Consider the following 2684-nt stretch of genomic DNA (forward strand, 5'->3'; position numbering starts at 1 on the left):
GGCCGGCGGGGGGGGGGGGGGCGGGGGGGGGGCGCGCGGCACGCCGGGGCGCGGGGCTGGCGCCCGCGGCGACCGGGACGGCGTCCGCCGCGAGGGCCAGTTCCAGGACCTGGCGCACGTCCGTCACCGGGTGGACCTCCAGGCCCTCCAGCACCTCGGACGGGACGTCGTCCAGGTCGGCCTCGTTGCGCTTCGGGATGATCACCGTGGTCAGTCCGGCCCGGTGCGCGGCCAGCAGCTTCTGCTTGACCCCGCCGATGGGCAGGACGCGCCCGGTCAGCGACACCTCACCGGTCATGGCCACGTCGGTGCGGACCTGCCGGCCCGACAGCAGCGAGGCCAGCGCGGTCGTCATGGTGATGCCCGCGCTGGGCCCGTCCTTGGGGACCGCGCCGGCCGGGAAGTGGATGTGCACGCCCCGGTCCTTCAGGTCGGCGACCGGGAGCTCCAGTTCGGCGCCGTGGGAGCGCAGGAAGCTGAGCGCGATCTGGGCGGACTCCTTCATCACGTCGCCGAGCTGCCCGGTCAGGGTGAGCCCTGCGGCGCCCGTCTCCGGGTCGGCCAGTGAGGCCTCGACGAAGAGGACGTCGCCGCCCGCCCCGGTCACCGCGAGCCCGGTGGCCACGCCGGGGACGGCGGTGCGCCGCTCGGCGGGGTCCTGTGCGGATTCCGGGACGTGGTGCGGGCGCCCGATGAGCGCACGCAGGTCGTCGGCGCCGATGCGCAGCGGCAGCTGCCGCTCCCCCAGTTCGTGCTGGGAGGCCACCTTGCGCAGGAGCCGGGCGACGGAGCGTTCCAGGGTGCGCACGCCCGCCTCGCGGGTGTACTCGCCGGCCAGCTTGCGCAGGGCGTCCTCCTCCAGGACCACCTCGTCGGCGCCGAGGCCGGCGCGCTCCAGCTGGCGGGGCAGCAGGTGGTCGCGGGCGATGACGACCTTCTCGTCCTCGGTGTAGCCGTCGAGGCGGACGAGTTCCATGCGGTCGGCGAGCGCCTCCGGGATGGCCTCCAGGACGTTGGCGGTGGCCAGGAAGACCACGTCGCTCAGGTCCAGCTCGACCTCCAGGTAGTGGTCCCGGAACGTGTGGTTCTGGGCCGGGTCGAGGACCTCCAGCAGGGCCGCGGCCGGATCTCCCCGGAAGTCGGAGCCCACCTTGTCGATCTCGTCGAGCAGGACCACGGGGTTCATGGATCCGGCTTCCTTGATGGCGCGGACGATCCGGCCGGGCAGCGCGCCGACGTACGTGCGGCGGTGGCCGCGGACCTCGGCCTCGTCGCGGACGCCGCCGAGGGCGACGCGGACGAACTTGCGGCCCATGGCGTGCGCGACGGACTCCCCGAGCGAGGTCTTGCCGACGCCGGGGGGCCCGACGAGGGCCAGCACGGCTCCGCCCCGGCGGCCGCCGATGACGCCCATGCCGCGCTCGGACCGCCGCTTGCGCACGGCCAGGTACTCGGTGATGCGGTCCTTCACGTCGCTGAGCCCGGCGTGCTCGGCGTCCAGCACGGCCCGGGCGCCGCGGATGTCGTACTCGTCCTCGGTCCGCTCGTTCCAGGGCAGTTCCAGCACGGTGTCCAGCCAGGTGCGGATCCAGGAGCCCTCCGGTGACTGGTCGCTGGACCGCTCCAGCTTGTCGACCTCCTTGAGCGCGGCCTCGCGGACCTTCTCGGGGAGGTCGGCGCCCTCGACGCGGGCCCGGTAGTCGTCGGACTCCTCGCCGTCCTTCTCGCCGTTCAGTTCGCGCAGTTCCTTGCGCACGGCCTCCAGCTGGCGGCGCAGCAGGAACTCGCGCTGCTGCTTGTCGACGCCGTCCTGGACGTCCTTGGCGATGGACTCGGCGACGTCCTGTTCGGCGAGGTGGTCGCGGAGCCAGGTGACGGCGAGCCTGAGGCGGGCCACCGGGTCGGCGGTCTCCAGCAGTTCGACCTTCTGGGCGACGGTCAGGAACGGCGAGTACCCGGAATTGTCCGCGAGCGCCGACACGCCCTCGATCTGCTGGACGCGGTCCACGACCTGCCAGGCGCCGCGCTTCTTGAGCCAGGTGGTGGCGAGCGCCTTGTACTCCTTGACGAGCTCGGTGACGGCCCCGGGCAGCGGGTCCGCGAGCCGTTCGTCGACGCTCTCCCCCTCGACCCAGAGCGCCGCGCCGGGTCCGGTGGTCCCGGCCCCGATGCGGACGCGGCCGATGCCGCGGATCAGCGCGCCGGGGTCCCCGTCGGAGAGCCGCCCCACCTGCTCGACGGTCCCGAGCACACCGGTGCCGGCGTACTTGCCGTCGACCCGCGGCACGAGCAGCACCCGGGGCTTCCCGCTGCGGACCGCCGCCTGGGCGGCCTCGACGGCCCCCCGCACCTCGGCATCGGACAGGTCCAGCGGAACGACCATCCCAGGCAGCACGACCTCGTCGTCGAGCGGCAGCACGGGCAGAGTGAGCGTTACGGACGTCGAAGCCATGATCTTCCCTCCGGCAGTGAAGTTGAGCTATGCCGACTCAATGCATGTGCGCCTCCCGATGTTCCCCACTCACCGTTCGCCTGGGGCGAACACACCGTTGCGCGTCAGGGGCGGGGCAGGGACCGGACCGCGGCCACGACCACCGCTCCGGGGACCGGCAGGCCCGCTTCGCCCGGTGCGCAGACCAGCCGGTGCGGCATGCCGGTCCAGGCCCCGAGGGGGTGGATGCGGC

General features: G+C 73.7%; 1 protein-coding gene. It reads right to left on the reverse strand.

What is annotated here, in order from left to right; all coding sequences use genetic code 11:
* On the reverse strand, positions 1-2452 hold a 2452-nt coding region (lon, locus tag ACFXA3_RS40510; protein ID WP_385196143.1), incomplete at its 3' end, for an endopeptidase La.
* Positions 2453-2684: the final 232 nt, after the last annotated feature.

Origin of the sequence: Streptomyces sp. NPDC059456 (assembly GCF_042750055.1) — a bacterium.
Lineage (GTDB): Bacteria > Actinomycetota > Actinomycetes > Streptomycetales > Streptomycetaceae > Streptomyces.